28 protein-coding genes and 1 pseudogene are annotated in these 26395 nt (G+C 71.3%); 18 read left to right on the top strand and 11 right to left on the bottom strand.

Going from position 1 to position 26395, the window contains the following annotated elements; genetic code table 11:
- The first annotated feature begins 24 nt into the window (after window positions 1-24).
- Genes BLV76_RS01110 through BLV76_RS01100 form a run of 3 tightly spaced genes read left to right on the top strand, consistent with a single transcriptional unit; the run spans window position 25 to window position 2755 of the window.
- Window positions 25-303, top strand: coding sequence for a DUF3039 domain-containing protein (locus BLV76_RS01110; protein WP_090967472.1), 279 nt, complete (start codon window positions 25-27; stop codon window positions 301-303).
- Window positions 300-2078 carry a DEAD/DEAH box helicase gene (locus tag BLV76_RS01105; RefSeq protein WP_090967471.1) on the top strand — a complete coding sequence of 593 codons (1779 nt, stop codon included), beginning with the start codon at window positions 300-302 and terminating at the stop codon, window positions 2076-2078. The genes BLV76_RS01110 and BLV76_RS01105 overlap by 4 nt, the downstream gene beginning before the upstream one ends.
- Window positions 2079-2119: 41 nt before the next feature.
- Complete coding sequence (locus BLV76_RS01100) at window positions 2120-2755, top strand: IclR family transcriptional regulator (RefSeq protein ID WP_090967470.1); 636 nt, start codon at window positions 2120-2122, stop codon at window positions 2753-2755.
- Here BLV76_RS01100 and BLV76_RS01095 read toward each other — a convergent pair.
- On the bottom strand, window positions 2748-3224 hold the full coding sequence (locus tag BLV76_RS01095; protein ID WP_217630222.1) for a winged helix-turn-helix transcriptional regulator: 477 nt from the start codon (window positions 3222-3224) through the stop codon (window positions 2748-2750). The two genes, BLV76_RS01100 and BLV76_RS01095, sit on opposite strands and share 8 nt — an antisense overlap.
- A gap of 55 nt (window positions 3225-3279) precedes the next feature.
- Here BLV76_RS01095 and BLV76_RS01090 point away from each other — a divergent pair, with 55 nt between their 5' ends.
- On the top strand, window positions 3280-3807 hold the full coding sequence (locus tag BLV76_RS01090; RefSeq protein WP_090967468.1) for a PaaI family thioesterase: 528 nt from the start codon (window positions 3280-3282) through the stop codon (window positions 3805-3807).
- On the opposite strand, the gene BLV76_RS01085 is transcribed toward BLV76_RS01090, so the two are convergent.
- On the bottom strand, window positions 3788-4258 hold the full coding sequence (locus BLV76_RS01085) for an Lrp/AsnC family transcriptional regulator (protein WP_090972166.1): 471 nt from the start codon (window positions 4256-4258) through the stop codon (window positions 3788-3790). The genes BLV76_RS01090 and BLV76_RS01085 overlap by 20 nt on opposite strands.
- Window positions 4259-4340: 82 nt before the next feature.
- Here BLV76_RS01085 and hppD point away from each other — a divergent pair, with 82 nt between their 5' ends.
- Complete coding sequence (gene hppD, locus BLV76_RS01080; RefSeq protein ID WP_090967467.1) at window positions 4341-5573, top strand: 4-hydroxyphenylpyruvate dioxygenase; 1233 nt, start codon at window positions 4341-4343, stop codon at window positions 5571-5573.
- A 421-nt stretch (window positions 5574-5994) separates the two neighbouring features.
- Window positions 5995-6792: a hypothetical protein gene (locus BLV76_RS01075; RefSeq protein WP_175539514.1), complete on the top strand. Its 798-nt coding sequence runs from the start codon at window positions 5995-5997 to the stop codon at window positions 6790-6792.
- A 165-nt stretch (window positions 6793-6957) separates the two neighbouring features.
- On the opposite strand, the gene BLV76_RS01070 is transcribed toward BLV76_RS01075, so the two are convergent.
- The 3 genes from BLV76_RS01070 to BLV76_RS01060 form a co-directional block, all read right to left on the bottom strand.
- A complete protein-coding gene (locus BLV76_RS01070) occupies window positions 6958-8217 on the bottom strand; it encodes an MFS transporter (protein WP_245734488.1) in 1260 nt (419 codons plus the stop codon).
- A complete protein-coding gene (locus tag BLV76_RS01065) occupies window positions 8214-8660 on the bottom strand; it encodes a MarR family winged helix-turn-helix transcriptional regulator (protein ID WP_245734487.1) in 447 nt (148 codons plus the stop codon). Before BLV76_RS01065 ends, BLV76_RS01070 begins: the two co-directional genes overlap by 4 nt.
- A 156-nt stretch (window positions 8661-8816) precedes the next feature.
- Window positions 8817-9416, bottom strand: coding sequence for a LysE/ArgO family amino acid transporter (locus BLV76_RS01060; protein WP_090972158.1), 600 nt, complete (start codon window positions 9414-9416; stop codon window positions 8817-8819).
- A gap of 72 nt (window positions 9417-9488) precedes the next feature.
- Between BLV76_RS01060 and BLV76_RS01055 the strand changes: the two genes are divergently transcribed.
- Window positions 9489-10400 (top strand): LysR family transcriptional regulator ArgP, encoded by a 912-nt coding sequence (locus BLV76_RS01055; protein ID WP_090967466.1) that lies wholly within the window; start codon window positions 9489-9491, stop codon window positions 10398-10400.
- A gap of 109 nt (window positions 10401-10509) precedes the next feature.
- The gene (locus BLV76_RS01050) at window positions 10510-11316 is read left to right on the top strand and encodes a hypothetical protein (RefSeq protein ID WP_090967465.1); all 807 of its coding nucleotides are present in this window, start codon (window positions 10510-10512) and stop codon (window positions 11314-11316) included.
- A 16-nt stretch (window positions 11317-11332) separates the two neighbouring features.
- Here BLV76_RS01050 and BLV76_RS01045 read toward each other — a convergent pair whose 3' ends face one another.
- The 3 genes from BLV76_RS01045 to BLV76_RS01035 are packed head-to-tail and all read right to left on the bottom strand — an operon-like array spanning window position 11333 to window position 13714.
- Window positions 11333-12100, bottom strand: coding sequence for an amino acid ABC transporter ATP-binding protein (locus tag BLV76_RS01045; protein WP_090967464.1), 768 nt, complete (start codon window positions 12098-12100; stop codon window positions 11333-11335).
- Window positions 12100-12891, bottom strand: a complete 792-nt coding sequence (locus BLV76_RS01040) for an amino acid ABC transporter permease (protein WP_090967463.1) — start codon at window positions 12889-12891, stop codon at window positions 12100-12102. Before BLV76_RS01040 ends, BLV76_RS01045 begins: the two co-directional genes overlap by 1 nt.
- Window positions 12892-12925: 34 nt before the next feature.
- Window positions 12926-13714 (bottom strand): transporter substrate-binding domain-containing protein, encoded by a 789-nt coding sequence (locus BLV76_RS01035; protein WP_090967462.1) that lies wholly within the window; start codon window positions 13712-13714, stop codon window positions 12926-12928.
- A gap of 52 nt (window positions 13715-13766) precedes the next feature.
- Here BLV76_RS01035 and BLV76_RS01030 point away from each other — a divergent pair, with 52 nt between their 5' ends.
- Entirely contained in the window at window positions 13767-14306 is a 540-nt protein-coding gene (locus BLV76_RS01030; protein ID WP_090967461.1) for a DUF1697 domain-containing protein, read from the top strand.
- A gap of 13 nt (window positions 14307-14319) precedes the next feature.
- On the opposite strand, the gene BLV76_RS01025 is transcribed toward BLV76_RS01030, so the two are convergent.
- Together BLV76_RS01025 and BLV76_RS01020 are read right to left on the bottom strand one after the other, a co-directional pair.
- A complete protein-coding gene (locus tag BLV76_RS01025; protein ID WP_090967460.1) occupies window positions 14320-14895 on the bottom strand; it encodes an isochorismatase family protein in 576 nt (191 codons plus the stop codon).
- A 9-nt stretch (window positions 14896-14904) separates the two neighbouring features.
- Window positions 14905-16209, bottom strand: a pseudogene (locus BLV76_RS01020) (nicotinate phosphoribosyltransferase); the annotation flags it as partial.
- A 3-nt stretch (window positions 16210-16212) separates the two neighbouring features.
- Here BLV76_RS01020 and clpS point away from each other — a divergent pair.
- Genes clpS through BLV76_RS01000 form a run of 4 tightly spaced genes read left to right on the top strand, consistent with a single transcriptional unit; the run spans window position 16213 to window position 18710 of the window.
- Window positions 16213-16518, top strand: a complete 306-nt coding sequence (clpS, locus tag BLV76_RS01015; protein ID WP_090967458.1) for an ATP-dependent Clp protease adapter ClpS — start codon at window positions 16213-16215, stop codon at window positions 16516-16518.
- Window positions 16518-16907: a VOC family protein gene (locus BLV76_RS01010; RefSeq protein WP_217630220.1), complete on the top strand. Its 390-nt coding sequence runs from the start codon at window positions 16518-16520 to the stop codon at window positions 16905-16907. Before clpS ends, BLV76_RS01010 begins: the two co-directional genes overlap by 1 nt.
- Window positions 16904-17494, top strand: coding sequence for a DUF2017 domain-containing protein (locus tag BLV76_RS01005; RefSeq protein ID WP_090972155.1), 591 nt, complete (start codon window positions 16904-16906; stop codon window positions 17492-17494). Before BLV76_RS01010 ends, BLV76_RS01005 begins: the two co-directional genes overlap by 4 nt.
- Before the next feature lie 10 nt (window positions 17495-17504).
- Window positions 17505-18710, top strand: a complete 1206-nt coding sequence (locus tag BLV76_RS01000) for a DUF429 domain-containing protein (RefSeq protein ID WP_090967457.1) — start codon at window positions 17505-17507, stop codon at window positions 18708-18710.
- A gap of 5 nt (window positions 18711-18715) precedes the next feature.
- Here BLV76_RS01000 and BLV76_RS00995 read toward each other — a convergent pair whose 3' ends face one another.
- Complete coding sequence (locus BLV76_RS00995) at window positions 18716-19969, bottom strand: MFS transporter (RefSeq protein WP_090967456.1); 1254 nt, start codon at window positions 19967-19969, stop codon at window positions 18716-18718.
- A 105-nt stretch (window positions 19970-20074) separates the two neighbouring features.
- Between BLV76_RS00995 and BLV76_RS00990 the strand changes: the two genes are divergently transcribed.
- From BLV76_RS00990 to BLV76_RS00970, 5 genes are all read left to right on the top strand, one after another.
- Window positions 20075-20512 carry a M67 family metallopeptidase gene (locus BLV76_RS00990; RefSeq protein WP_090967455.1) on the top strand — a complete coding sequence of 146 codons (438 nt, stop codon included), beginning with the start codon at window positions 20075-20077 and terminating at the stop codon, window positions 20510-20512.
- Window positions 20512-20787, top strand: coding sequence for a MoaD/ThiS family protein (locus BLV76_RS00985; protein WP_090967454.1), 276 nt, complete (start codon window positions 20512-20514; stop codon window positions 20785-20787). Before BLV76_RS00990 ends, BLV76_RS00985 begins: the two co-directional genes overlap by 1 nt.
- Window positions 20784-21734, top strand: coding sequence for a PLP-dependent cysteine synthase family protein (locus BLV76_RS00980; protein WP_090967453.1), 951 nt, complete (start codon window positions 20784-20786; stop codon window positions 21732-21734). Before BLV76_RS00985 ends, BLV76_RS00980 begins: the two co-directional genes overlap by 4 nt.
- Before the next feature lie 219 nt (window positions 21735-21953).
- Window positions 21954-23384: an HNH endonuclease signature motif containing protein gene (locus tag BLV76_RS00975; RefSeq protein ID WP_139306422.1), complete on the top strand. Its 1431-nt coding sequence runs from the start codon at window positions 21954-21956 to the stop codon at window positions 23382-23384.
- 210 nt (window positions 23385-23594) lie between these two features.
- Window positions 23595-26333 (top strand): YncE family protein, encoded by a 2739-nt coding sequence (locus BLV76_RS00970; protein ID WP_090967451.1) that lies wholly within the window; start codon window positions 23595-23597, stop codon window positions 26331-26333.
- Window positions 26334-26395: the final 62 nt, after the last annotated feature.

The raw sequence follows: 26395 nt of genomic DNA, 5'->3' as shown, positions 1-26395 counted from the left end.
CCGGGCGCGTTAGGCTTGCCCATCATGAGCACCATCGGATTCTCGCCTGGCAGCCAGACGGTCGAAGAGCGACAGACGGTGCCCACCGACGAGGGCGACCACGAGCGGTTCTCGCACTACGTCCCCAAGGACAAGCTCACCGAGGCGATGGTCCTGGGCACCCCCGTGATCGCCCTGTGCGGCAAGGTCTGGGTCCCTTCGAGGGCCCCTGAGAAATTCCCCGTGTGCCCGGACTGCAAGGAGATCTGGGAGTCGATGAAGCCGGGCGACGGCGACGACTCCGGTTCGGGTCCCGAGGCGTGACCGGGCGGCCTGACGCGCCGCTGCCCCCCGCGTGGCCCGACCGGGCCGCCTGGGGCACCGCGCCCTCCCTCCGTGCCTGGCAGCAGGCGGCGATGGACACCTACACCTCGCGCCAGCCGCGCGACTTCCTCGCCGTCGCGACGCCCGGAGCCGGCAAGACGACCTTCGCGCTGACGGTCGCGGCCGACCTGCTGAGCCGTCGCGTCGTCGACCGGATCACCGTCGTCGCGCCGACCGAGCACCTCAAGACGCAGTGGGCCGAGGCTGCCGCGCGCGCCGGCATCCCGATCGACCCGACCTACTCCGCCGGCAAGGGAAAGACCTCCGACGACTACGTCGGCATCGCGGTGACCTATGCCGGGGTCGCGGTCAACCCGCTCGCGATGCGCATCCGCACGGAGCGCTTCAAGACCCTCGTGATCCTCGACGAGATCCACCACGCCGGTGACGCGCTGTCGTGGGGCGAGGGCGTCCGCGAGTCCTTCGACCCGGCCACCCGCCGGCTCGCGCTGACCGGCACCCCGTTCCGCTCCGACATCAACCCGATCCCGTTCGTGAGCTACGCGCCGGGCGAGGAGGGCATCCCGACGTCGGCGGCCGACTTCACCTACGGCTACGCGCACGCGCTGGCCGACCACGTCGTCCGCCCCGTGCTCTTCATGGCCTACTCCGGCGAGATGCAGTGGCGCACCCGCGCCGGTGACGAGGTCGTCGCCCGGCTCGGTGAGCCGCTCACCAAGGACATGCACGCCCAGGCGCTGCGCACCGCGCTCGACCCGAAGGGGTCGTGGATCCCCGCCGTGCTCGAGGCTGCTGACAAGCGGCTCTCGGAGGTACGCCGCCACGTGCCCGACGCCGGTGGCCTGGTCATCGCCGGCGACCAGGAGACCGCGCGCGCCTATGCCGCGATCCTCAAGAAGGTCTCCGGCGAGACGCCCACCGTGGTGCTGTCCGACGAGAAGGGCTCCTCGAGGAAGATCGAGAAGTTCACCGCGTCCGAGGACCGCTGGATGGTCGCTGTGCGGATGGTGTCCGAGGGCGTCGACGTGCCGCGGCTCGCGGTCGGGGTCTGGGCCACGACGGTCTCGACACCGCTGTTCTTCGCGCAGGCCGTCGGCCGCTTCGTGCGCGCCCGGTCGCGCGGCGAGACCGCGTCGGTCTTCCTGCCGTCGGTGCCGCACCTGCTGGAGTTCGCCTCCGACATGGAGGCCCAGCGCGACCACGTGCTCGGGCGCCGGGTGAAGGACGAGGACGACATCTTCGCCGGCGAGGAGGGCCTCCTCGCGGAGGCCCAGCAGGGCGAGGGTGCCTCCGACGAGCTCGAGATGTCGTGGGAGGCGCTCGGCTCGACGGCGTCCTTCGACCACGTGCTCTACGAGGGCGCCCAGTTCGGCCACTCCGGCGAGGTGCACGTCGGCTCCGAGGAGGAGATGGACTTCCTTGGCATCCCCGGCCTGCTCGAGGCCGACCAGGTGCGCGAGCTGCTGCACTCGCGCCAGAGCGAGCGGGCCCGCAAGCAGAGGTCCGAGGGCAAGGGCGACCGCGTCGTGGAGTCCGTGGAGCAGCTCAGCACCCACCAGCAGCTCGGTGTGCTGCGCCGCGAGCTCAACGGACTCGTCGCCGCGTGGCACCACCGCACCGGCCAGGCGCACGGCATCACGCACTCGGCGCTGCGCAAGGAGTGCGGGGGCCCGCCCGCCGCGGTGGCCAACGCCGAGCAGCTCAGCGAGCGGATCGACCGCATCCGCGACTGGGCGATGCGCCAGTCCAGCTGACCGCGGTGTACGGCGTCCTCGTGCCCCGCTAGTGTCGTGAGGTGGCCTCGGAGACCTCCCAGACGCTCGACCGAGGGCTCCGGGTCCTGCGGGTGCTGGCCGGGAGCCCCGAGGGACTGACGATCACCGAGCTGTCCGCCCGGCTCGAGGTCAACCGCACGGTCGTCTACCGCCTGATCAGCACGCTCGAGCAGCACGGGCTCGTGCGACGCGACGCGCGCTCCCGCCTGTTCGTCGGCCTCGGCGTGCTCCACCTCGCGAGCGGCGTGCAGCCGCTGCTGCGCGACCTCGCGATGCCAGTGCTGAGGCGGCTCGCCGAGTCGATCGGCTCGACCGCGCACCTGACTGTCGCCGACGGCGACGAGGCCCTGGCGCTCGCCGTCGTCGAGCCGACGTGGACCGACTTCCACGTGTCCTACCGCGTCGGCGCCCGCCACCCGGTCACGCAGGGCGCGGCCGGCAAGGCCATCGGCCTGCTCGACGGGGAGGACGCGGCGTACGCCGTCACGATCGGTGAGCTGCAGTCGGGCGCGCGCGGCCTCGCGGCACCGGTGCGCGGCGTCGACGGGCTGCGGGCGAGCGTCGGCATCGTGACGCTCGACGAGGCGATCGACGAGGACGTCGTGGCGCCGCAGGTGATCGCGGCCGCGCGCGAGGTGGCCGAGCGGCTCAGCTGAAGGGCTTGATCCCCGGGCCGGGGCGGCCGACGACCTCGCGCTCGTCGTCGAGGACGTGCCCGGCCTCGCAGGTGATCTGCAGCTCCACCGGGGCGTCGCAGCCCCGGTGGGCGAACTCGATGGGTGGGCCCTCCGGATCGGCGTAGTAGCGATCGCCCCACTGGGAGACGGCCACCATCACCGGGAACAGCTCGAAGCCCTTCCGGGTCAGCCGGTACTCGCTGCGCTCGCGCTGCCCTGCCTCGCGGTAGGGCACGCGACGGAGGATGTCGTGCTGGACGAGCACGGCCAGCCGGTCGGTGAGCACCTGGCGCGGCATGCCGGTGTGGCGGCGCATCTCGTCGAAGCGTCGGATGCCGTTGGCGACCTCCCGCAGCACGACCAGCGTCCAGCGCTCGCCGAGCACCGACATGGCGCGACCGATCGTGCAGTTGTCGGTGGAGTAGGCCATCGCCGGCGGGGTGGTCATCGTCGGAGTCTAGGTCTGCTTGACAGACTCAGACAAGGACCGGCACGCTGGATCCATGACCCAGACCCAGCGGCCGGCACACGAGTTCGAGACCGAGAGCCGCACCTTCAGCTGGGCCACGCCCGGGCAGGGCGACCTCGCGAAGCTCGTCGAGCTCGACGGCCTCGGGCAGCTGCACGCGATGCGCGACGGGCTGATGCCGCCCCCGCCGATCATGGCCACCCTCGGCTTCACCGACCTCCGCGCCGAGCGCGGCCGCGTGGTCGTGGAGATGCCGGCCGCAGAGTTCCACTACAACCCGCTCGGCGGGGTGCACGGCGGCGTGATCGCGACGATGCTCGACACCGGCGCGGGATGCGCGGTGCACTCGACCCTGGCGGTCGGCGAGCTCTACACCTCGGTCGACCTCACGGTGAAGTTCCTCCGCCCGGTCACGGTCGACTCCGGGCTGCTGACCTGCGAGGGCACCGTCATCCAGCGCGGACGGCGTACGGCGCTCGCGCAGGCGCAGCTCACCGACGGCGCGGGCAGGCTGGTCGCTCACGCCACGTCGACCTGCCTGATCATGCGTCCGGGCGAGTAGCCGCTGCTGCCAGCGGCACCACGCGGTAGGGGATCTGCGTCGCGAGCGCGATGACGGTGGTCGAGCGGTCGATGCCGGGCTCGGTGAGGACGAGGTCGATGACGCGCTGGAGGTCGGCGTTGGAGCGGGCGACGACACGCGCCCACATGTCGCCGGCGCCGGTGATCGTGTAGGCCTCGAGCACCTCGGGGATGCCGGCGAGGTGGCCAGCGACGGCGTCGTGACCGGCCCCTTGCCGGATCTCGAGGGTCAGGAAGGCCGTCACCGGGTAGCCGATCGCCTCAGGGGAGAGGTCGGGCCCCCAGCCGGTGATCACACCGGACGCGGCGAGCTTGTCGAGCCGCGCCTGCACGGTGCCGCGCGCGATGCCGAGCCGTCGGCTCGCCTCCAGCACACCCAGCCTGGGCTCGCTGGCGAAGAGCTCGATCACCTTGCCGTCGATCTCGTCCATCTGGCCGCCCTTCATCATACAGATTGACCAGCGTTTCGACGTACTGTTGCACACCTTGCCGTGACTGGGCAGGGTTCGACCCATGACGACTGACATCGCCTCGACTGGTGGCGCCCTGACCGTGGACGAGATGAAGGCCGACCTCTCCCTCGAGCAGCTGCAGCAGCTCGTCGGGCTCGTGGAGTACGACGCCGAGTCCGACCCCTTCCCGGTGACCGGCTGGGACGCGATCTGCTTCGTGGTCGGCAACGCCACGCAGGCCGCCCACTACTACGCCTCGGCCTGGGGCATGGACCTCGTTGCCTACTCCGGCCCGGAGAACGGCAACCGCGACCACAAGTCGTTCGTCCTCAAGTCGGGCTCGATCAAGTTCGTGCTGAGCGGTGCGGTCTCGCCCGACAGCGACCTGATCGCGCACCACGCCAGGCACGGCGACGGTGTCGTCGACATCGCGCTCGAGGTCCCCGACGTCGACCAGTGCATCGCGCAGGCGCGCCGGGCCGGCGCCACCGTCCTGCGCGAGCCGCAGGACGTCAGCGACGAGCACGGCACCGTCCGCATCGCCGCGATCGCGACCTACGGCGAGACCCGCCACACCCTCGTGCAGCGCACCGTCGACGGCGTGACCTATGCCGGGCCCTACCTCCCCGGCTACGTCGCCGCCCCGCCGAGCTGGGAGAAGAAGGACGGGCAGCCGAAGCGGATCTTCCAGGCCCTCGACCACATCGTCGGCAACGTCGAGCTCGGCGAGATGGACAACTGGGTCCAGTTCTACAACCGCGTCATGGGCTTCGTGAACATGGCCGAGTTCATCGGCGACGACATCGCCACCGACTACTCCGCGCTCATGTCGAAGGTCGTCGCCAACGGCAACCACCGCGTGAAGTTCCCGCTCAACGAGCCGGCGATCGCGAAGAAGAAGTCGCAGATCGACGAGTACCTCGAGTTCTACAACGGCCCCGGCGCCCAGCACCTCGCCGTCGCGACCGGCGACATCCTCTCCAGCGTCGACGCCCTGCGCGCCAACGGCGTGGAGTTCCTCAACACCCCCGACTCCTACTACGAGGACCCCGAGCTGCGTGCCCGCATCGGCGAGGTCCGGGTGCCGATCGAGGAGCTGCAGAAGCGCGGCATCCTCGTCGACCGCGACGAGGACGGCTACCTCCTCCAGATCTTCACCAAGCCGCTCGGCGACCGGCCGACGGTCTTCTTCGAGCTCATCGAGCGCCACGGCTCCCTCGGCTTCGGCAAGGGCAACTTCAAGGCGCTCTTCGAGGCCATCGAGCGCGAGCAGGACGCCCGCGGCAACCTGTGAGCGTCTCCGCGAGCGGTGAGTGAGCCACATTCCTCGGCCGTGGGACGTGGCTCACTCACCGCTCCTGCGCGTGTCGGCGTACGGCGCGCCGACGGGCGGTGTGCGACCCACACTTCGACCGCCGGGAACGTGGCTCACTCACCGCTCCTGCGCGTGTCGGCGTACGGCGCGCCGACGGGCGGTGTGCGACCCACACTTCGACCGCCGGGAACGTGGCTCACTCACCGCTCCTGCGCGTGTCGGCGTACGGCGCGCCGACGGGCGGTGTGCGACCCACACTTCGACCGCCGGGAACGTGGCTCACTCACCGCTCCTGCGCGTGTCGGCGTACGGCGCGCCGACGGGCGGTGTGCGACCCACACTTCGACCGCCGGGAACGTGGCTCACTCACCGCCCGGGGCCGACATCTAGGCTGAGCCGCATGATGATCCGACCGGCCGAGCTGGCCGCGATCAAGGCGGGCACGATCGACCTCGCGTTCCGCCGGTGGGCCCGGCCGCGGGTCGTCGTCGGGACCCGGATGCGCACGGGCGTCGGGCTCATCGAGGTGACGAGCGTCGAGCAGGTGAGCGTCGGCAGCCTCAGGGCCGAGGACGCCCGCCGTGCGGGCGCCGCCTCGCTGGCCGCGCTGAAGCAGGGTCTCGCGGCGCGGTCGGAGGATCCGGCGTGGCGCATCGGGGTGGCGTACGCCGGACCCGACCCGCGCGAGGCCCTGCGGTCCACCGTGCCGACGGACGACGAGCTCGCCACGATCCTCGCCCGCCTGGACCGCCTCGACGCGGCGTCGGCCGCTGGTGCCTGGACGCGCGAGACGCTCGACCTGATCGACCTCAACCCCACCGTGCGGGCGCCCGACCTGGCGGCACAGGTGGGTCGGGAGACGCAGGACTTCAAGAAGGACGTCCGCAAGCTCAAGGAGCTCGGCCTCACGGAGTCGCTGGCGATCGGCTACCTGCTCTCGCCACGCGGCGAGGCCGTCGTCGACGCCGGGCTGCCCGAGCCACGGGTGCGCGAGCCGCGGGCGCAGGGCACCCAGCTCCCGCGCTCGATCGGAGCCCCGGCGACCCGGGCCCTGCGCGAGGCGGGCGTGACCACGCTCGAGCAGGTGGCGGCGTACTCCGCCGCGCAGCTCGCCGCGATGCACGGCGTCGGGCCGATCGCGATCGCCCGGCTCGGTGAGGCGCTCGCCGAGCAGGGGAGCGGGCTGGCCGCCGACTAGCCCCGTCGCGTCAGAGCGGCGCGCCGTCGCAGCAGTTGGCCTTCATGTGGCAGTGCGGGCACAGCCAGCGCGTGGAGATCGGGTCGAACTCTTTCCCACAGAAGTCGCACGGCATGGGCGCGACGCTACTGCGCCGCGCCCACGCCGCCGGGGAGACGCGCTGGCTCAGGCCAGGTCGCCGACGAGCTCGCTCTCGGCCTCGGTCACGCCGTGCTCGGACGGGGCCGCGCCGAGCGCGGTGCTGATGGTGCGCGAGCCGGCGGCGACGATCACGACACCGATGGCGACGGCGCCAGCACCGAACCAGAACGGCGCGTGGAGGTCGACGTCCTCCGCCAGCTTGAGCGCCACCCACGGGCCGAGGGCGCCGCCGGTGAAGCGGACGAAGGAGTACGCCGCTGACGCGACAGGCCGCTCGACCGGGGCCGCGCCCATCACCGCTTCGGTGACGAGGGTGTTGGTCACGCCGAGGAAGGCGCCCGCGGCGATGATGCCGCCGGTCACGACCGGCTCGTGGGCCGCTCCCAGCGCCATGACGGCGAGGTCGATCGCGAAGAGGGCGAGCACCGCGGTCAGCGTCGGCAGCGTCCCGAAGCGACGCTGCAGGCGCGGGGCCAGCCACACCGAGGTGAAGGCCAGCAGCAGGCCCCAGCCGAAGAAGGTCCAGCCGATGCCCATGATGGAGTACGACGGCAGCGCGAAGGGGCCGGCGGCCATGAGGGTGAAGAAGCCGAGGTTGTAGAAGATCGCCACCAGTGCGAGCAGCAGCAGGGCGCGGTGCTTCAGCGCGCGGAACGGATCGAGCAGCGACGTGGGTCGTCCGGTCGGAGGTGTTGTCGGCAGGAAGATCGCGGTCGCGACGAGGGCGACGGCCATCAGCACGGAGACGCCGAAGAACGGGCCGCGCCATGAGATCCCGCCGAGCAGGCCGCCGATCAGGGGACCGGAGGCGATGCCGAGGCCGAGCGCGGCCTCGAACAGGATGATCGCCTGGCCGACCGGTCCGGCGGAGGCGCTGACGATCGTGGCGAGCGCGGTGGCGACGAAGAGCGCGTTGCCCAGGCCCCAGCCGGCGCGGAAGCCGATCACCGCGCCGACGCTGTCGGACATCCCGGCCAGGCCGGCCGAGACGATGATGAGCGCGAGGCCGGCGAGCAGCGTGCGCTTCGGGCCGATGCGGCTGGAGACGACGCCGGTGACGAGCATCGAGACGCCCATGACGGCCATGTAGCTGGTGAAGAGGAGCGAGACCTGGCTCGGCGTGGCGTCGAGCTTGGCGGCGATCTCCTTGAGGATCGGGTCGACGAGCCCGATGCCCATGAAGGCGATGACGCAGGCGAAGGCGACGGCCCAGACGGCGCGGGGCTGCTTGAGGATGGAGCCGGTCTCGGCCGTGGTGGAGCTGGTGGTGGATGGGCTGCTCACGGGGTGGTGTCCTCCTGCGGTGTGGAACCGCTGGTCAGGTCGAGGACGTCCCGGAGCACCGCGACGGCGGTCGCGACCTCCTCGGCAGTGTGGTGGGTCTCGGAGAGCCGGGCCATGACGAGCTCGGCGTTGGCCCGGCGGATGCGCGCGAGCTCGGCGCGGCCGGGGTCGGTGAGGACGACGACGCGCGCCCGGCCGTCGGTCGGGTGCGGTTCGCTGGCGACGAGGCCCTGCTCGAGCAGCGCCTTGACGGTGGCGGTCATCGTCGGCTGGCTGCACCGGTCGGCTGCCGCCAGCGCCGTCACGCCGCTCGGGCCGAGCTCGTCGAGCAGCGAGAGCGCCCGGACGCCGGCAGGGTGCTCGAGCTCGCGGCGCACCGAGCGGGTCAGTCGCGCCGCCAGGACGACGAGGTCGCTGGCGAGGTCGGGGAGAGGGGCGGTCACGACCACCAATATACATAGGAAACCTATGTATATCCACCGGCAGTGACTGATCCCACTGTCGATCACCGAACCTGTCGGCCCGTGCACGGCCTGACAACTTCAGTGATCCCCGGCTGGCCGGGGATCACGCGAGGAGGTCGGGGCGGAGCAGCGACCTCAGTGGGCGAGCAGGCCGATCCCGAGGGCGCCCATGATCACGGCGATGCCGGAGTCCAGCACGCGCCAGGCGGCGGGGCGGGCGAAGAGGCCGCGCAGCAGCCGGGCGCCGAAGCCGAGGCCGAAGAACCACAGCAGGCTGGCCGTCAGCGTGCCGGCGAGGAACCACCAGCGGTCGGTGCCGAAGCTGTTCGCCACGGTGCCGAGCATGAGGACGGCGTCGAGGTAGAAGTGCGGGTTGAGCCAGGTCAGCGCGAGGGTCAGGAGGACGGCGCGGCCGGGGGTGAGGGCGGCGCCCTCACCGGCGTCGAGCTTGCCGGGCTTCCACGCGCGCATCGCGGCGTGGACGCCGAAGGCGATCAGGTAGAGGCCGCCGAGGACCTGGGCCACCGGGAGGACGGCCGGCCAGCGCTCGAGGACCACGCCGAGCCCGGCGACGCCGAGGGTGATCGCGACGACGTCGGAGAGCAGGCAGGTCAGCACGATCGGCAGGACCTGTTCGCCGCGGATGCCCTGACGCAGGAGGAATGCGTTCTGGGCGCCGACGGCGACGATGAGGGCGAGTCCGGTGAGGAGACCGGTGAGTGCAACCTGGAACATGTCCACAACTGTAGAAAGCAAAGTGCCTTCAATCCAGCGAACTATTCTGAGGAATCATTAGGATCTCTAAGTATGAAAGACCTCACTCAGCTGGACCCTGTGGCCCTGCGCACACTGGCCGTCGCGGTGCGGCTCGGCACCTTCGAGGCAGCGGCCCGCGAGCTCCACGTGACGCCGTCCGCGGTGAGCCAGCGGATCAAGGCGCTGGAGACCCGGATCGGTCGCGTCCTGCTGCACCGCGTCAAGCCGCTGGAGCCGACCGAGGCCGGCCTGGTGCTCGTCCGGCTGTCCACCCAGACCGAGCTGCTGGAGCGGGAGGCGGTCGCGGAGCTCGTCGAGGAGGTCGACGACGAGTCGACGTTGTACACCTCCCTGCCGATCGCGGTGAACGCCGACGCCCTCTACGGCTGGTTCGTCGATGCGCTGGCCGACGTGCAGACCCGGCACCGCGTGGTCTTCGAGGTCGTGCGCGAGGACCACACCCGCACGGCGGAGCGGCTGCGGCGCGGTGAGGTCATGGCAGCCATCACCGGCGAGCCGAAGCCGGTGCCCGGCTGCCGGGTGGTGCGCCTGGGCCGGCTCAGGTACGCCGCCGTGGCGACGCGCGACTTCCACGCGCGGCACTTCGCCGACGGCGTCGGTGCGGCGAGCCTCGCCGAGGCGCCGATCATCGCCTTCGACCGCAGCGACTCGCTGCAGCACGACTTCGTCCGCAGGGTCACCCGTCGCCACCTCGCGCCGCCGGTGACGTACCTGCCCTCCGTGCGCGAGTTCGACCGCGCGGTCCGTGTCGGGATGGGCTGGGGGCTGCTGCCCGAGTCCGACGTGGCGGACGAGCTCGAGCGCGGCGACCTCGTCGAGCTGGTGCCCGGCCGACGCCCGGAGGTGCCGCTGTTCTGGCAGCACTGGCGGCTGGGGTCGGGGCTCGTCGCCGACCTCACCGAGGCCGTGGTGAGCGCCGCGCGGGACTGGATGGTTGCATGAACATTGACAAAGCAGAATGTCGATTCCTCTGACACGGGCTCGGGGCCGTCCCTACGCTCGCGAAGGTGCGGGCATCGCGCTCGCCCTCTGACCCGATCGGGGAACCACCGTGGCACGCAGTCGAAAGGCCGTCTGGGCCGCCGCCGTCGGCGTCGGCCTGCTCGTCACCGTGACCGGGTGCGGTGGCTCCGGCACCGCCGCCGCCACCAAGACCGAGGACTCCCAGCTCCTGGGGCAGAAGCTCGGCGCGATGGTCTCGCAGGTCGACAAGATGGGCGTCATCGAGTGGCACGGCCAGCTGCTCACCAAGAACCCCGACAAGGGCGGGAAGATGATCGTCGGGATCGACGGGCGCTACAGCCCGTCGACGGGCTACAGCGAGCTCTCGCTCCGTCAGCAGCGCGGCGGCTCCGACGAGCAGGTCGACTACCTCGTGATCAACGACCGCACCTACTTCAACAGCGACCTGTGGGGGCCCAACTCCGCGGACTGCTGGTCCGAGATCACCTCGGACCTCGAGCGTTCGTGGGCGCTGCCGACCGACTTCGACCCGAGGTGGCCCTTCCCGGCCGCCCGCGCGATCGAGGCCGACGGCGACGACGTCTCCGTGGCCATCGGGTTCAAGGCCGTGAAGCCCGGCCTGCCCCGCGGCCTGGTCCCGGCCCTCGCCAACGTGCCCTACGACACCGAGGCGAGTGCGTTCTTCGCACCCCACGGCCCGCTGGTCGAGGTCGGTGTCGACCTCAACAGCATGTGGCGCAAGCTCCCCAAGGGCCAGCGCAACAACGTCGACACTCGCGACGCGGGCTGGTGGACGATGACGCTCCAGGCCTCGCAGGACGGCAGCGGCATCGTGCCGCCGAAGTACATCTTCGACAACAAGGTGACGCCTCCCAGCCAGTGCAAGCGGGGCTGAGCGCGGTCCGTACCGGCTAGAGCACCTTCGAGAGGAACGACTGGGTCCTCTCGTGCTGGGGGTCGGCCAGGACGGTGCGCGGGTCGCCCTCCTCGACGATCACGCCGCCGTCCATGAAGACGAGCTTGTCGCCGACCTCGCGCGCGAAGCCCATCTCGTGGGTCACGACCATCATGGTCATGCCCTCCGAGGCCAGGTCCTTCATCACGGCCAGCACGTCGCCGACCAGCTCGGGGTCGAGCGCGGACGTGGGCTCGTCGAAGAGCATCATGTCGGGGCTCATCGAGAGAGCGCGGGCGATCGCGACGCGCTGCGACTGGCCGCCGGACAGGTGCGCGGGGTAGGCCGACTCCTTCTCGGAGAGCCCCACCTTCGCCAGGGTGGAGCGGGCGATCTGGACCGCCTCATCCTTCTTGCGTCCCTTGACCTTCTCCTGCGCGATCGTCAGGTTGCGCAGGACCGTCATGTGCGGGAAGAGGTTGAACTGCTGGAAGACCATCCCGATCCGCGCCCGCAGCTTGTCGATGTCGGCGTCGGGATCGGTGATCTCCGCACCCTCGACGAAGATCTTGCCGCTGGTGGGGGTCTCCAGCATGTTGACGCAGCGCAGCAGGGTCGACTTGCCGGAGCCCGACGGTCCGATGACGCAGACCACCTGGGCCTTGCCGACGTGGAAGTCGATCCCCTTGAGCACCTCGTTGGCGCCGAAGTACTTGTGGAGGTCCTGGACGTCGATCGCCGCGGTGGAACGATCGGTCGGCGTGGCGGGGGTGGGGGTGGTCATCAGCGGGCCCTCTCGGCGCGGGCTTCCATGCGGCGCACGACGACCGACAGCGGCACCGTGATCAACAGGTAGCACAGCCCGATCACGATGATCGGGGTGAGGTTGGAGGCGGAGTTCATGCCCTCGCGGCCGAACTTGGTGAGCTCGTAGTCCGACAGCGAGAGACCGAGGATGTAGACCAGTGAGGAGTCCTTGGTCAGCAGGATCAGCTCGTTGGTCAGCGGCGGGAGGATGATGCGGAACGCCTGCGGGATCACCACGCTGACCATGGCGCGACCGTGTGACATCCCGAGCGAGCGGGCGGCCTCCAGTTGGCCCTTGGGCACGGCCTGGATGCCGGCGCGGATGGTCTCGGCCATGTAGGCGCCCCCGACGAGGCCGAGGGCGAGGGTCACGACGCCGAGGTTGCCGAAGGGGATCTCGTAGGCCGGGAAGGCGAGGTTGAAGCCCACGCTGAGCGCGATGAAGACCACCAGTGCGGGCAGCCCGCGGAACAGCTCGATGATGCCGGTCGCGAGCCAGCGGTAGGGCCCGACGCTGGAGAGCCGCATCAACGCCAGCACCAGGCCGAGCAGCAGACCGAAGGCGAACCCGCACGCGGTGTAGATGAGCGTGTTCTTCAGCGCGACCGTCAGGACGCGGGGGAACTGCTCCTTGACGAGCTCCCAGTTCCAGAACGCGCGCTGGATCTGGCCCCAGTCGGCGACGAGGAGGATGGCGAGCAGCACGACCACGAGGACGGCGTACTGGACGTAGCGCCACCGGGCGGCGCGCTGGCGGGGACTGGCCATGGACTCACGTCACCTTCGTCGAGTGGGCAGGGCTTCACTGCGTGGGCGCGGTGCCGAACCACTTCTCGTAGACGGTGTCGTAGTCGTCGCTCGCGATGGCGTCGTTGATCGCGGTGAGCAGGTCGTCGTTGCCGTCCATCTTCACCGAGAAGCCGTACTCCTCGCCGGTCTCGAACTCGGTGACCACCTCGACCTCGGGGTTCTCGCTGACGAAGTAGTTGAGGAGCCCGTTGTCGTTCACGCCCGCGTCGGTCTTGCCGGTCAGGACCGCCTGCTGCATGAGGGAGGAGTCCTCGAAGGAGATGACCTCGGTGTCCGCCGGTGCGTTCTCGCGGACGTAGTCGGCGCCGGTGGTGCCGTCCTGGACCGCGACCTTCTTGCCGGCCAGGTCCTCCAGCGACGTGATGCCGGACCCGGTCTTGGTCATGAGGGCCTGGGTGGCCGTGAAGTAGGGGTCGGTGAAGTCCATGACGGCAGCCCGCTCGTCGTTGATCGTCATCGCGCCTGCCGCGACGTCGCACTGCCCCGTGTTGAGGGCCTCGCCCGTCGTGATGGTCTCCCACGCCACGTCGACGACCTCGGTGTCGAGCCCCTCCGCCTCGGCGGCGATCTCGAGCACGCCGGGGTCGAAGCCCACGACCTCGCCACCCTGGGTGAACTCGAAGGGCTCGTAGGGCAGGTGCGTGCAGATGGTCAGCGTGCCGTCCTTCACGAGCGAGATGCCCGACTCGGTGGTCGTGGTGGTGTCGTCCTTCGCACATCCCGCCGCGACGAGGGCGAGGGCAGCGACGCTGATTCCAGTGGCCAGGCTTCGGGGGAACATGTGCACCACCCTAGACCGCGCCGACTTCGGCGCCGGGCGGCATGATCGGGGCATGCCCACCTACGTCGCGTTCCTGCGCGCCATCAACCTCGGCGCGACGCGCAAGTTCCCCAAGGACGCGATCAAGGCCGCGACCGAGGCCGCCGGCGGGTCCGACGTCGAGACCTACATCAACACCGGCAACGTCCGGCTGACCCACGCGGCGCGGTCCGTCGCCAAGGTGCAGGCCGCGCTGGAGGAGGCGTACGCCGCCGATGCCGGCTTCGAGGTCCCCACAATCGTCTTCACGGCCCGGGACCTGGCGGCGCTCACCGAGCGCGGCGAGGAGCTGCACGACGGCCACGAGGGCGACGTCGGCAACCACTACGTGACGCTCTACGCGACGGCACCGACCGCGGCCGCCGTGGAGGCTGCCCACGCACTGGATCACGCAGGGGAGAGGATCGTCGTGGACGGGCGGGCGGCCTACGTCCTCCTGGACGGCAACATCCACACCTCGAAGCTGCTGGCGAGCAAGGAGTTCAAGGCTCTCGGGCAGGGCACCGCCCGCACGATCAAGGTGCTGCGGACGGTCACCGGGAAGTGGTGCTGAGGGCTGTCCGCCGCTAGGCGATCTCGACGCCGGCCGCGGTCATCTCGAGGATGGCTGCCGCAGTCGTCTCCTCGGCGACGCCGGCGCACAGCGCCGTCAGCACGCGGGTGTCGAAGCCCTCGCGTGCGCTGTCCAGCGCCGTGGCGCGGACGCAGTGGTCGGTCGCGATCCCGCACACGTCGACCTCGTCGACGCCGCGCGTCCTCAGCCAGCCGGCCAGGTCGTCGCCCGTCGTCGTACGCCCCTCGAAGCCGGAGTAGGCGGCCTCGTGCTCGCCCTTGAAGAACACCTCGTCGAAGGGCTGCGGGTCGAGGTTGGGGTGGAAGCCGGCGCCCTCGGTGCCGACCTTGCAGTGCACCGGCCACGAGTCGACGAAGTCGGGCTTCAGGGACCAGTGCTCGCCCGGGTCGACGTGGTGGTCCTTGGTGGCGACCACGAGGTCGTACGTCGGCGCGCCGGGCACCTGCGACGACCACCGGTGCAGCAGGTCGCCGATGTCGGCGGCCACGCAGGCGCCGCCGGCGACCGCGAGGGACCCGCCCTCGCAGAAGTCGTTCTGGACGTCGACCACGATCAAGGCTCGTGCCATCCGCTCAGGCTAGCGAGGTTCGAGGTGGAGCGTCGGGATCACGGCCTCGCCGGCGGACATCTGGGTGATCGCGCGCGGCAGCTCGGCGAGCGAGGCGCGGTGGCGGGCGCGGGCGTCGTCGAGGCTCGCGCGGCCGATGACCTCGCCCGACTCGACCAGCGGCACCAGCAGCGCGCGGTCGTCGCCGTCGTCCTCGGGAGCCGCGCCGATGCCGATCACCTCGGCCTCGGCGACCCCGTCCGACGACCGGCGGCGCAGGGCGTACTTCCGGCCACCGATCGAGAGCTTGTCCTTCGACTTCTTCGCCACCGACACCATCTCGCCGTCGTCGCCCTCGCGGGCGACGAGCTTGTAGACGAAGCCGCAGGTCGGGTGGCCCGAGCCGGTGACGAGCTGCGTGCCCACGCCGTACGCGTCGACCGGGGCCGCCGCAAGCGCCGCGATCGCGTGCTCGTCGAGGTCGCTGGTGACGACGATCCGCGTCGAGGTCGCGCCCAGGTCGTCGAGCTGCGCGCGCACCTCGCGGGCGACCTCGGCCAGGTCGCCGGAGTCGAGCCGCACCGCTCCGAGCTCCGTGCCGGCCACCTCGACCGCGAGGCGGACGGCCTCGGCCACGTCGTAGGTGTCGACCAGCAGGGTCGTGCCGACGCCGAGCGTCTGCACCTGCGCCCGGAACGCGTCGGCCTCGGCGTCGTGGAGCAGCGTGAACGAGTGGGCGGCGGTGCCGGTCGAGGGGACGCCGTGACGGACCCGCGCGGCCAGGTTGCTGCTCGCGTCGAACCCGGCGACGTACGCCGCCCGCGCGGCGGCCACGGCCGCCTCCTCGTGCGTGCGGCGCGAGCCCATCTCGATGCAGGGCCGTCCGGCCGCGGCCAGGGTCATGCGCGAGGCGGCGGAGGCGATCGCCGAGTCGTGGTTGTAGATCGAGAGGAGCACCGTCTCGAGCAGGACGGCCTCGGCGAAGGTGCCCTCGACGACGAGGAGCGGCGAGTGGGGGAAGTAGGCCTCGCCCTCCGCGTAGCCCCAGACGTCGCCGGAGAAGCGGTAGGACGCCAGCCAGTCGAGCATGCCGGCGTCGACGACGCCCTCGAGCGCGGCGACCGTGGCGGCGTCGAAGCGGAAGTCCTCGATCGCGTCGAGCGCGCGGCCGACGCCGGCCACGACGCCGTACCTGCGGCCCTGCGGGAGCCGTCGCGGGAACAGCTCGAAGACCGCCCGCCGGTCGGCGGTCCCGGCCTGGCGCGCCGCCTGCACCATGGTGAGCTCGTAGTGGTCGGTGAGAAGGGCTGAGCTCGTCACGACCCGTACTGTGCCACGATGGTGCTCGTGTCAGCCGCCAGTCCCGTAGAGGTCGAGCCGACCCTCGCTCCCGACGAGATCACCTTCCTGTCCAAGCCGTGGGTGACGCTCGTGTGGGACGACCCGGTGAACCTCATGTCCTACGTCTCCTACGTCTTCCAGAAGTACTTCGGCTACGACAAGGCGAAGGCCGAGAAGCTGATGCTCGAGGTGCACACCGACGGCAAGTCGGTCGTGTCGACCGGCACCCGCGAGGAGATGGAGCGCGACGTGCAGGCGATGCACGAGTACGGCCTCTGGGCGACGATGGAGAAGGCGTCGTAGTGCACCGGTCCCGCATCTCCGTGGTCATGATCGACCACCCCGAGGAGTCCTTCGAGCCCGCGGCCGCCTTCTGGGCCGCCGCGCGGGGCTCGCACCGGACCGTCAACGAGTCGCCCGAGTACGAGGCGCTCGACCGGCTCCCGGGCAACGTCGCGCTCGAGCTGCAGCGCACCGGCGCCGGGACGCCGCCGCGGGTGCACCTCGACCTCGAGACCGACGACGTCGACGCCGAGGTGGCGCGGCTGGAGTCCCTCGGCGCCTCGGTGACGACCCGCCACGACACCTGGGCCGTCATGGGCGACCCGGGCGGGCTGGTCTTCTGCGTCGTGCCCGTGTGGACCGACCAGGACGACTTCGACCGTCACGCGGTCACGTGGGGTGCGCCGTGAGCGGCTTCGAGCGGCACCGGAAGTCCGGCAAGGTCATCGCGACCTTCTCCGGCTTCGAGGCCGACCTGCTCCGCTCGCTGGCCTCGCAGATGGTCGAGCTGCTGCGCAACGAGCGCGCCGAGCCGGCCACCCCGGCCGACGACCCGTTCGAGGTGCTGATGACGGAGTTCTCCGGGGCGACCACGATCCCGGACGACCCGGTGCTCGCCCGCCTGTTCCCGACGGCCTACCTCGACGACGAGGAGGCGGCCTCCGACTTCCGGCGCTTCACCGAGAGCGGCCTCCGTGACGGCAAGGCCGCCGCCGCCGGCCTGATCATCGACACCCTCGAGGACGCCGGGCTGCCGCCCGAGCTCACCGAGGACGGGCTGGTCATCGACGTCGAGCTGACCGCCGGCGAAGCCGAGACCTGGATGCGCGCCTTCACCGACATCCGGCTCGCGCTCGCGACCCGGCTCGGCATCGAGGCCGACGACGAGGACTACTGGCACTCGCTGCCCGACGACGACCCCCGGGCGCAGGCGCACGACATCTACGAGTGGGTCGGCTACCTCCAGGAGACCGTGGTCGGGGCGCTGACCTCATGAGTGCGGCGCCGTGAGCCCGATCCCCGACTTCGTCGTCGAGATCCGCAGGAAGATCGGGCACGACCCGCTGTGGCTGCCCGGCGTCACCGCGGTGATCCGGCGCGGCGACCAGGTGCTGCTCGTCAGGCGCTCCGACAACGGCCGCTGGACGCCGGTGACCGGGATCCCCGAACCGGGGGAGGAGCCCGCCGTCGCCGCGGCGCGTGAGGCGATGGAGGAGACCGGCGTGCGGATCCGGGTGGACCGCCTCGCCTCGACGGCGGTCCACGGCGAGATCCTGCACGTCAACGGCGACCGGGCGACCTACCTCGACCTCACCTTCGCCTGCACGTGGCTCGAGGGGGAGGCCCACGTCGCCGACGACGAGTCCAGCGACGTGCGGTGGTGGCCGGTCTCCGGGCTGCCGCCGATGAGCGAGGAGATGGTCGCCCGCATCGGTGCCGCGCTCAGCAGCGAGCGCGAGGCGCGCTTCGTCGCGCCCGACGGGCAGTCCGACCTCGAGCCGCCGCCGGTGCTCGCCCCGCCGGCGCCGGTGCTCGGCGTGGACGCCTGCCCGGGCGGCTGGGTCGGGGTCGTGCTGGACACCGACCTCAGTCCCCGGGTCCGCACGGCCGCGACGATCACCGACCTGCTCGCCCTGGTGCGCGAGACCCACGACGTCCGGGTGATCGCGATCGACATCCCGATCGGCCTGCCGGACGCCGGCGGCCGGCTGGCCGACGCCGAGGCCCGGAAGGTGCTCGTCGGGAAGGCGTCGTCGATCTTCTCCACCCCGGTGCGCGCGGCCCTGGAGGCGGAGACCTACGAGGCCGGCCGGGCGGCCAACCTCGCCGCGACCGACGGTCGGACCAGCGTCAGCGCGCAGGCGTACGCGCTCCGCGAGAAGGTCCTGCAGGTCGACGCCTGGGTGCGCGGTCGTCCCGGCGCCCAGGTGATCGAGGTCCACCCCGAGCTCAGCTTCACCCGGATGGCGGGTGCACCCGTGCTGGAGCGCAAGAAGGACGCCGACGGCGTGCGCGTACGCCGCGAGGTGCTCGCCGCGCACGGGATCGTCGCGCCGCCGTGGTTCCGCGGCGCCGGGTTCGGCGAGGACGACCTGCTCGACGCGTGCGCGGCAGCCTGGACGGCCGTGCGCCACGCGCTGGGGGAGTCGGAGTCGTTCCCCTCGACGCCCGAGGTCTTCTCCGACGGGATCCCGGCGGCGATCCGGGCCTGAGGCGCCTAGCCGGAGTGGGACAGCACGCCGTAGCGCTCGCGCGAGGCGAGCGCCCAGCGGGAGACCGGCACCGACACGAGCGCGACGGCCAGCATCAGCGCGCCGAGCACGAGCCACCCGGTCTCGCCCATCTGCACGCACAGCAGCGTCACGACGGGCGGGGCGACGACCGAGACGACGCTGAAGCCGAGGCCGGCGAAGCCCTGGTACTGGCCCTGCCGCTCGTGCGGGGCGAGCCCCATCTGGAGGCCCCACTGACCGCCGGAGCCGATCATCTCGCCGACGACGTGGGCGAGCGAGCCGACCACGAGGACGGCGATCGCGAACTCGGCGTCGCCCCGGTCGGCCAGCGAGATGATCGCGAAGCCGACGGCCATCCAGACCGCACCCCGCACCAGGGCCCGCGCGCCGGCCTGGACGGAGTCGGCGCGGCGTGAGAGCCGGACCTGGAAGAGCGCGACGCAGGCCGTGTTGAGGATGAGCAGGATCGCGACCATGACCGGCGGCGCGGACGTGCGCTCGGATATGTAGAGCGCGAGCCCGAGCTCCATCACGAAGAAGTGCAGCGAGAAGAGCCCGGTCAGCGCGACGACGGCGACGTAGGGCCAGTCGCGCAGCACGGCCAGGCGCGGCTCGCCCTCGCCCCGGACGTACGCCGGCAGGTCGGGCAGGCGGGTCGTGTTCCACGCCGCGAACCCGGTGAAGACCGCGTTGAGGACGAACACCGACACGTAGGCCCACGACTCGTCGATCACCAGCGCGGCGCCGCCGAAGACCGAGCCGAGGCCGATCGCGGTGTTGGTCACGGCGCGCAGGTAGGCCTTGAACAGGACGCCGCGCCCGCCCGTCGCGAGCTGCGCGATCACGCCCTGCTGGACCGAGCCGGCCGACCGCTCGAAGAGGGCGAGCAGGCCGAGCAGCAGCGCCAGCTGCCACGGCGTACGGGCGAGGACGGGCAGTGCGCTGGTGAGCGCGGCGCCCACCATGAAGAGCGTGAGGGCCTTGCGCGGGCCCCGGCTGTCGCCGAGGTGGCCCGCCGGAACCTGCACGAGGATGCCGACGATCGCCGAGGCGGCGATCGCGAAGGAGACCTCCGCCGCGGAGAAGCCGACCTGGCGGGTGAAGTACAGCGCGCTGGTGGTCATCACCGCGCCGGCGCCGAAGCGGTTGGCGAACGAGCCGAGTGCCAGCACCCGCAGGTCGCGCTCGACGGGGATGCCCCGCCGGGTCAGTGGTGCCGTCGTCTCGCTCAGCGACATCTGTTCCTCTCGCGGGCGGGTTCTTCCGCACAAAGTCTCTCGACGTCGAGACTATGTCCTGAGACGTGGCCGGGCCACCTCGTTTTCCGACCTACCCTTGGCCACGTGCTGAGCATCACGCAGGAGCTGTACGACGCCATCGTGGCGCACGCCAGGCGCGACCACCCCGACGAGGCGTGCGGGGTCGTCGCGGGTCCCGAGGGCAGCGACCGTCCCGAGCGGTTCGTGCCGATGGTCAACGCCGCCGGGAGCCCGACGTTCTACGAGTTCGACTCCACCGAGCTGCTCCGGCTCTACCGGGACATGGACGCACGCGACGAGGAGCCGGTGGTCGTCTACCACTCGCACACCGCCACCGAGGCCTACCCCAGTCGCACCGACATCGGGCTGGCCAGCGAGCCGCACGCGCACTACGTGCTGGTCAGCACACGCGAGCACGGGAATAGTGAAGGGCCTGTGGAGTTCAGGTCCTACAGAATCATCGACGGAGTCGTGACCGAGGAAGAGGTCACGATCACGCCTACAGAGAAGAGCACCCCCTGATGGCCATCGAGGTCCGGATCCCGACCATCCTGCGCACCTACACCGACGGCGCAAAGTCCGTCGAGGCCGACGGCAGCACCCTGGCCGCTCTCATCGACGACCTCGAGGCCAACCACCCCGGCATCAAGGACCGCCTGATCGACGACGGCGACCTGCGCCGCTTCGTCAACGTCTACATCAACGACGAGGACGTCCGCTTCATCGGCAGCCTCGAGGCCGAGCTCTCCGACGGCGACCAGGTCGTCGTGCTCCCGGCTGTCGCCGGCGGCCAGTGACCCGCTACGACCACCTGCTGGCCTCCGTCGGCAACACGCCGCTGGTGGGCCTCCCGCGGCTCTCGCCGAGCCCGGACGTCCGCATCTGGGCGAAGCTGGAGGACCGCAACCCGACGGGCTCCATCAAGGACCGGCCCGCGCTCAGGATGATCGAGCAGGCGGAGAAGGACGGCACCCTCCGCCCGGGCTGCACGATCCTCGAGCCCACCAGCGGCAACACCGGCATCTCGCTGGCGATGGCCGCCAAGCTCAAGGGCTACCGCATCGTCTGCGTGATGCCGGAGAACACCTCCGAGGAGCGCCGTCAGCTGCTGCGGATGTGGGGCGCCGAGATCGTCTCCTCGCCGGCCGCCGGCGGTTCCAACGAGGCCGTCCGCGTCGCCAAGAAGATCGCGGGGGAGCACCCGGACTGGGTGATGCTCTACCAGTACGGCAACGACGCCAACGCCCTCGCGCACGAGGAGGGGACCGGACCCGAGCTGCTCGCCGACCTCCCCGAGATCACCCACTTCGTCGCCGGTCTCGGCACCACCGGCACGCTGATGGGCGTCTCCCGCTTCTTCCGCAAGGCCAAGCCGGACGTACGGATCGTGGCCGCCGAGCCGCGCTACGGCGAGCTCGTCTACGGCCTGCGCAACCTCGACGAGGGCTTCGTCCCCGAGCTCTACGACGCCTCGCTCATCGACTCGCGCTTCAGCGTCGGCCCGCGTGACGCCGTGCGCCGAGTGCGCGAGCTGCTCGAGATGGAGGGCATCTTCGCCGGCATCTCGACCGGCGCGATCCTCCACGCCGCCCTCGGCCAGGCGGCCAAGGCACTGAAGGCCGGCGAGCGCGCCGACATCGCCTTCGTGGTCTGCGACGGTGGCTGGAAGTACCTCTCCACCGGCGCCTACGAAGGCACCGTCGACGAGGCCGAGGACCGCCTCGACGGCCAGCTCTGGGCCTGAGTCCCACCTCGCCGCTGGTTGAGCCGGGCGTCCAGCGCTTGCCTCCGCCGCTGGTTGAGCAGCGAGCGCCAGCGAGCGTGTTGAAACCAAGGCGAGTAGCTGGTCGCCGTCGGTCGAGGAGGGCGCCCTGGCGCCCGTCACGAGACCAGACCCACTCTTGACCGAACCTCGCACCTCCGACCATGGCCGCTGTCGGACCCGTCGCCTACAATCGAACACATGAGCGAAGCGCTGGCAGTGATTTCAGAGGCAGAGGTCGACAACCTCACCGCCTCCGCCCTGCTCGCCTCGATTCGCTCCGAGCGCGACACCGAGAACGCCGCCGCCGCACGCCAGCTCGACATCGCCGCCCGGTGGGCTGATCTCCACCCACCCGAGTCGATCCACCTCGCCGCAGCGTTCACCACCCCCGGCTCGGAGCACGAGGAGCCGATCGCCGGCGAGGGCTGCCCGCTGGTCGCGGAGTTCTGTGTCGCCGAGCTCGGCGCCGTGCTCGGCATCAGCACGACCGCTGCGAAGAAGCTCATCGGGCACGCCCTCGAGCTCCGCCACCGCCTCCCCAGGCTCTGGCACCAGGTCCACGCCGGCATGGTGCCGGCGTGGCGGGCGCGGTCGGTCGCGGAGGCGACCATCCACTCTGTTCCTTCGCTGACCCGTGACGCCGCGAGCTGGGTCGACGACCAGGTCAGTGCGGTCGCCGGACGAGTCGGTGTCGCGCAGCTCGACCGCCTCGTCCAAGAAGCCATCAAGCGGTTCCAGCTCGCTGCACCTGGTCCCGCGGCTGACCCGGACGACGGCTACCTGTACGTCGACCCCCGCCACGTCACCGTCCACGACCAGGACGTCCACTTCGCCGGCACCATCCACGTCGAGGCCGACCTCGACCTCGCCGACGGCATCGACCTCGACCACGCCCTCGCCCACGACGCCGCGACTCAGAAAGCCCTCGGCTCCACCGAGACCCTCGACGTCCGCCGCGCCAAGGCCCTCGGCAACCTCGCCCGCACCCAGACCGCCCTCGACCTCGCCGCCACCGCCTTCTCTTCGGGTGGTCGAGTGGCCGACGAGGAACGAGGAGGCGTATCGAGACCCGACCTCCCCAACCTTCCGGCGGCCCGAGAAGTCGTGCTGCACGCCCACTTCGACGCAGACATGGTCGAGGAGACGACGGTCTTCGGTCCCACCGGACGGATGGAGAACCGGCAGAAGCTCCTCTTCCTCGAACAGCTCCAGTCCTGGTGCGGCGACTCCCGCACCACGATCACCGTGAAGCCGGTCATCGACCTCAACCAGAACCTGAGCGCACCCGGCTACGAGATCCCCGCCAGGATCCGCGAGCAGGTGATCCTGCGCGACCGCACCTGCGTCTTCCCGCACTGCACGAGACCCGCCCGTGGTTGCGACATCGACCACGTCACCGCGTACGACCACGACGCCGAAGCAGAAGGCAGATACCAACCCGGACCGACGCAGTCCGACAACCTCGCCTGCCTGTGCCGCTCCCACCACCGGCTCAAGACCTTCACCACCTGGCACTACGCCATGACCCAGCCCGGCGTCTTCGAATGGACCTCACCCCACGGCCACCAGTTCCGACGCGACAGATCAGGGACCAGTCGGATCGAGCCCGAGCCGCCCGCACGACCATGACCCCGCCCCACACCCCGCCTGACCACACGTAGGCGGGGCCACAGGCACGCTCGCGTCCCTCGAGCGGCGAGTCGGCACCGATGTCCGCGAAGCCCGGACAGGACCCGCACGTTGCTGGAATCGTTCGGTCCCGGCGGCATCGGGTCGCCGTTCTGATCGAAGGGTCCTCTCATCAACATCACCAAGCCGTCCGGCTGGATCGCAGGATCGGTGACGGGGGCGCTGCTCGCGAGCGTCCTCACCATCGCCTGGTCCTCTCCCGCCCACGCCGCGACGACCTACCAGGTCGTCGACACCATCGACCTCGGCCGCGCGGCCGGCGATGGCATGGCGATCGACCCGGTGGGTCGATCGGCCTACGTCGTCCACCCGGCGCAGAACGTCGTGTCGGTCGTCGACCTCGACACCCACGAGGTCACCGCGGTGGTCCCCGTGGGCGCACAGCCGTTCCGGGTCGCAGTGGACCCCGAGCTCAGGCGCGCCTACGTCAGCAACAGCGCGAGCAACTCGCTGTCGGTGATCGACACGACGACGCACACACTCGTCCGCACCATCCCCGGCTTCAGCAACCCCCGCGGCGTCGCGGTCGACCCGACGACCCACCTGGTGTACGTCGCCAACTTCACGGGGGGCGAGAACCTGGCGGTCGTCGACCCGACCGTCACGCCCGCGACCATCAACGTCACCGGCTACCTCGGCAGCCGTCCGTGGGCCGTCGACGTCGACCCCACCACGCACCGGGCCTACGCCTCGACGCTGTTCGGCGGCAGGCTCGGCACCGTCGCCGGGTCCACCATCATCGACGACCTGCTCGCCTTCGACGGTCCCACCACGGTCTCGGTCGACCCGGTGGCCGATCGTGCGTACGTCGCCCACCGCAACACGATGAGCATCGTCGACATCTCGGCCGTGGATGCTGCGGTCGTCGGGAACCTGCCAGCCGGTGTCCAGCCGAGCGACGTCGCGATCGACCAGGCGTCGGGCACGCTCTACGTCTCCAACAGCACGCCGGGAACCGTGTCGGTGGTCGACCGTGCGACCTCCACCCTCGTCGCGACGGTCCCGGTGGGTCCCGCCCAGAGCGCTATCGAGATCGACCCCGTCACCCGCCAGGTGTACTCCCTGTCTGGCACTGGCGTCCTGACGGTGATCGCCGCCCTGTCGAGCCAGGCGATCACCTTCACCTCCGCCGTGCCGTCGGACGCCGCCGTGGGTGGCACCCACACGGTCACCGCGACCGGTGGCGGCTCCGGGAAGCCGGTGACCTTCAGCACGACCAGCACGGCCTGCAGCGTCAGCTCCACCGGCACGGTCGCCTTCGAGCACGCCGGCTCCTGCGTCGTCTCCGCCGACCAGGCGGGCGACGGCAGCCACACGGCCGCCCCGACCGCCACCCAGACCATCACCGTCGCCCGGGGCCCGCAGGCCATCACGTTCACCTCGGTGCCGCCCGCCGGTGCCGCGATCGGCGACTCCTACCCGGTCTCCGCGACCGGAGGCGCCTCCGGCCAGCCCGTGGCCTACTCGGTCCGGAGCCCCGAGGTCTGCTCGATCAGCGGGGCAGTGGTCTCCCTCGAGAGCACCGGCACCTGCGTGATCGCCGCCGACCAGGCTGGCAGTGCCGACTACACGGCCGCGCCGACCGCCACCCAGGAGGTGGCCGTCGGTCTCGTCGCCACCTCCACCGTCGTCTCCCTCGGCACCCCGAGCGTCGTGTCCGGCCAGGCGGTCACCGCGACCGCCACCACCTCCGGCACCTCCGCCGGGTCGGTCCAGTTCACGCTCGACGGGAAGCCGGTCGGCGCTCCGGTCACCCTGCGCGCGGGAAGCGAGATCCGCAGCCCCGATCTCACCATCGGCGGCCTCCCCGTCGGTGCGCACGCCGTGGGCGCGGTCCTCACCCCCGACGACCCCGAGACCTACACAGGCTCCACGGCCACTCCGGTGACCCTGACCGTCAGCCCAGCCGCGACGACCACCACCGTCGTGGTCGGCGGTGACGCCCTGAGCGCCACCGTCGCGCCGGTCGCACCGGGCGCCGGCACCCCGACCGGCGTCGTGCGGTTCCTGGTCGGCGGCACCGAGGTCGGCCGGGCCACCCTGTCGGCGGGCCGCGCCACGCTGGCCCATGCGGTCGCCGCGGGTGCCGAGCGTCGGGTGAGTGCTGTCTACGACGGCGACTCCAGCTTCAGCGGTTCGTCGGCCTCGACGGCTCGCCGCGACCCCGTGATCACCGCGACGACCTCGAGCCGTGAGCGTGCCCGCAACGGTTGGTACCGCACTCCGGTCACTGTCACGTTCGAGTGCGCCGCGACCTCGGCTCCGCTCACCGGGGCCTGCCCGCAGCCCGTGAAGCTCTCGGCCGACGGCGCAGGTCGGACGGTCACCCGCACCATCGTGGCTGCGGACGGCGGAGCCGCGACCGCCACGGTCTCCGTCGACATCGACCGGGCGGGCCCGAAGGTCCGGATCCCCGGGGTCCGAGCCGGTGCGACCTACTTCGCCAGCGGCCCCGACGCCCGCTGCCGCGCCACAGACCGCCTCTCCGGGGTCGACCGCTGCACCGTCCGCCGTACGGTCCGCGGCGCCAAGATCGTCTACGTCGCCACCGCGACCGACGAGGCGGGCAACCGCACCCGCAAGCGGGTGGTCGCCCGCTCGACGCCGGTGACCATCGTCGGTGCGCGCACGGTCTCGGGCGAGCACGTGGTCCGCCTTGGTCGCACCTACACGGTGCTCGTCTCGGCACGCACACGACCGACCTACGTGTTCGCGGCGACGACCCCGAAGCGGCCCGTCGGTGGCAACGTGCCGTTCCACCGTGCCGGCCCTAACCGCTGGGCCCTCGGCGTCACGTTCACGGAGTCCATGGGCAACCGGCCCCGCTGGAACATCGGGGTCCGCATCGGCCAGGACCTCGTGGTGAAGACCGTGCGCGTCCTCCGCTGAGACGCCCGACCCCTCGATCGGGCCGACCGCCATGGTCGGCCCGATCGTCGCGGGGACCTGTG

The sequence above is a fragment of the Nocardioides exalbidus genome (assembly GCF_900105585.1).
In the GTDB taxonomy this organism is placed as follows: domain Bacteria; phylum Actinomycetota; class Actinomycetes; order Propionibacteriales; family Nocardioidaceae; genus Nocardioides; species Nocardioides exalbidus.
The sequence above is the reverse complement of the archived record's forward strand: the minus strand, read 5'-3'. Positions and strand labels throughout refer to the sequence as shown.